This window comes from Nguyenibacter vanlangensis, assembly GCF_013376155.1.
In the GTDB taxonomy this organism is placed as follows: domain Bacteria; phylum Pseudomonadota; class Alphaproteobacteria; order Acetobacterales; family Acetobacteraceae; genus Gluconacetobacter; species Gluconacetobacter vanlangensis.
Genome location: NZ_JABXXP010000345.1, coordinates 1 through 3106 on the forward strand (window position 1 = coordinate 1; position 3106 = coordinate 3106).

Here is a 3106-nt window from a genome sequence, read left to right on the forward strand (position 1 = left end):
TGGCCGCCGAGACGTCCGTGGCCGAGGAGTCCGCGGCATGAATGCCCTGCCCTCCGCTCCGCTTCTGGCGGGGCCGCCGCCGCGGCATTTCCTGGATCTGCGCGATTTCGACGGTCCGACGCTGCGCGCCATCCTGGATCTGGGCAGCCACATCAAGCGGATGCAGCGCGGCCGCGCCCGGCCGCTGCATCCGCGCCAGCCGCTGCTGGGCCGTGCGCTGGGGTTGATGCTGTCCAAGCCGTCGACGCGCACCCGGGTGTCGTTCGAGGTCGGGATGCGGCAGTTGGGCGGCGACGTCATCCTGCTGTCACCCAACGACATGCAGTTGGGCCGGGGCGAGACGATCGCCGATACGGCGCGCGTGCTGTCGCGCTTCGTCGATGCCATCGTACTGCGCACCGGGGACGCCACAGCGCTGCGCGAACTGGCACGCTGGTCCAGCGTACCGGTCATCAACGGGCTGACGCCGGATTCCCACCCGGTGCAGATCCTGGCCGACATCATGACGTTCGAGGAACATCGCGGGCCGATCGCGGGCCGGACCCTGGCCTGGGTGGGCGACGGCAACAATGTCGCCACCTCGTTCATCGAAGCGGCGCGGCTGTTCGGCTTCGCGCTGCGCCTGGCCACCCCGGCCAGCCATGCGCCGTCGGAAAACGCCCTGGCCTGGGCGCGGCAGGGCGGTGCCGACATCATGGTGACGACCGACCCGCGCCAGGCCGTCACCGGGGCCGACTGCGTGCTGACCGATACCTGGGTCAGCATGTCCGACAGCGACGCCGAACAACGCCGCGTCGCCTTCGCGCCCTATTGCGTCGACGCGGCGCTGATGGCGCTGGCGGCACCCGATGCCCTGTTCATGCACTGCCTGCCTGCCCATATCGGCGAGGAAGTCACCGAGGACGTGTTCGAGGGCGCGCAATCGGTGGTATTCGACGAAGCCGAAAATCGCCTGCATGCCCAGAAGGGGCTGCTGGTCTGGGCCATGGGCGGCCCGCAATGGCAGGATTATGGAGAGGAAGAGCCCTGATGACAGGTCCGGCCCAGATCCCCGCGCGCCCCACAAGCACCGAGGAGGTTCCGGCCACGCCGGGGTGGGTCGAGGGGATCGTCGAGGCCGCCTTCGCCACCCTGCCGTGCAGCGGGCCGGGCGTGACCATCCTGCGCAATGCCTATCTGGACTGCCTGGCGGGCGCGCCGCGCACCGAAGACCTGGATGCGGGGCATGATCGCTGCCGGCAGGCGCTGCTGAAGGCGCTGGCCGCGAAGGAGAAGCTGCGCCCCGATATCCTGCGCGCCTTCGAAACCCGGCTGGAGGCCGTCGAGGCCGAGATCAGCGCCCGGATCTGATCCCGCCCTCTCCATCCCGAAGCATGCCCGCATCCCCGGGCATGGCCCCATTTCTGGACATGGTATGATCGACACGCCCGCCTTTCTCGACACGCACCGGCCCGACGTGCCGGACATGGTGGTTCCCCAGGGAGTCACGCCCTTCTATCTTGCCGGCCGGCCGGTGCGCGGGCGGCTGGTCCGGGTGGGGGCGCTGACCGATGCGCTGCTGGCCCGGCACGACCACCCCGAGATCGTCCTGCGCCTGGCGGGCGAGGCGCTGGCGCTGGTCGGCGGGCTGGCCTCGGCGCTGAAATTCCAGGGCTCCTTCTCGCTGCAGGCGCGTGGCGACGGCCCGGTCTCGTTCCTGGTGGCCGATTGCACGCATGCCGGCGCGCTGCGCTTCCATGCCCGGTCCGACGCGCAGCGGATCGCTGCATTGTCTGCGTCCGACCCGGATGCTGACGCCTCGCGGCTGCTGGGGCGCGGCTATCTGGCCTTTACCGTCGACCAGGGGCCCGACACCGACATCCACCAGGGGATCGTCGAGATCCGCGGAGCATCGCTGTCGGACATGGCCGGTCATTATTTCGAAACCAGCGAGCAGCACGATTGCTGGATCCGTCTGGCCTGCGCGCGCACTTCGGCCGGCTGGCGGGCATCTGCGCTGATCCTGGAGCGCATCGCCACCGAAGGGGGGCTGGCCGCCCGAACGACGCCCGACGACGACCCGGCGGAAAGCTGGGCGACCGCCACCACCCTGGCGGAAACGGTGACCGAGGCGGAATTGCTGGACGATGCGCTGGCGCCCGAGGCCCTGCTCTATCGCCTGTTCCATTCCGAGGATGTCTGCGCCGACCGCCCCCGGGCGCTGGCCTTCGGCTGCCGGTGCAGCCGGGCGCGGCTGTCGGGAATCCTGGAGACGTTCTCGACCGACGACCTGGACCACATGGCCGAGAATGGAACGATCAGCATGAGCTGCGAGTTCTGCAATCTCAGCTTCCATTTCAGCCGGGCCGAGATCGGCGGGGCGTCCGCGACGGATTGACCAGCCGGGCCGGGGGCGGCACGTTCCCCCTACGTCCCCGTCGCGCCTTACGTTGGAGAGGTCATCCATGCGCCCGTCCCGCCGGACTGCCCGGTTGCCCATGCTGCTGCTGCTTGCATGCCCGTTGCTGCCACTGGCAGCGTGCGAGGAGGCGCCACCGACCAGCTTCGCACCGCTGCGCTATGATTACCTGTCGGTACTGCGCCTGAACGTAGCGTCGATCAGCACCGTCGATAACGGCGTGCCGGGGTCGGTGCCCGGCGACATCTCGGCCAATGCTCCCACGCCGCCCGACCAGGCGCTGCTGCGCATGGCGGCCGACCGGCTGATGCCGGCAGGCAGCACGGGCAGCGCGGTGTTCACCATCGATCGCGCGTCGATCCTGCACCTGCCGGGCGGTTCGCTGGAAGGCGAGATGGACGTGCATCTGGATATCGTCTCGGCCAACGGCCAACGCACCGGCTATGCCGAGGCCCATGTCCGACGTGACTTCTCCGCCGGATCGGGGGACAGCGACGGCAACGGCAACGCGGACTCGCCGGCCCATCTGTACGACCTGACGAAGCAGATGATGAAGGACATGAATATCGAACTGGAGTTCCAGGTCCGCCACCATCTGGCGGACTGGCTGGTCGATACGGCGGGTGCCGGGCCCGGCGCCATCCAGCAGCAATCGCTGGGCATGCCCGGCGCCACGCCCGAGCCGGCGCCCTATGGCGCGCCGGTCAT

3 protein-coding genes and 1 pseudogene are annotated in these 3106 nt (G+C 69.4%); all 4 read left to right on the forward strand.

Annotation, left to right across the window (positions count from 1 at the left end; all coding sequences use genetic code 11):
• Nucleotides 1–37 precede the first annotated feature (37 nt).
• On the forward strand, nt 38–1030 hold the full coding sequence (argF, locus tag HUK84_RS13545) for an ornithine carbamoyltransferase (protein ID WP_176640761.1): 993 nt from the start codon (nt 38–40) through the stop codon (nt 1028–1030).
• A complete protein-coding gene (locus HUK84_RS13550) occupies nt 1030–1350 on the forward strand; it encodes a hypothetical protein (RefSeq protein WP_176640762.1) in 321 nt (106 codons plus the stop codon). The genes argF and HUK84_RS13550 overlap by 1 nt, the downstream gene beginning before the upstream one ends.
• Nucleotides 1351–1414: 64 nt before the next feature.
• Nucleotides 1415–2377 (forward strand): Hsp33 family molecular chaperone HslO, encoded by a 963-nt coding sequence (gene hslO, locus HUK84_RS13555; protein ID WP_176640763.1) that lies wholly within the window; start codon nt 1415–1417, stop codon nt 2375–2377.
• A 67-nt stretch (nt 2378–2444) separates the two neighbouring features.
• A pseudogene (locus tag HUK84_RS13560) lies at nt 2445–3106 on the forward strand (hypothetical protein); the annotation flags it as partial.

What these genes read in the sequence shown, in the direction of transcription:
- argF (WP_176640761.1), top strand. Translation starts at nt 38, where the DNA reads ATGAATGCCCTGCCCTCCGCTCCGCTTCTGGCGGGGCCGCCGCCGCGG.
- HUK84_RS13550 (WP_176640762.1), top strand. Translation starts at nt 1,030, where the DNA reads ATGACAGGTCCGGCCCAGATCCCCGCGCGCCCCACAAGCACCGAGGAG.
- hslO (WP_176640763.1), top strand. Translation starts at nt 1,415, where the DNA reads ATGATCGACACGCCCGCCTTTCTCGACACGCACCGGCCCGACGTGCCG.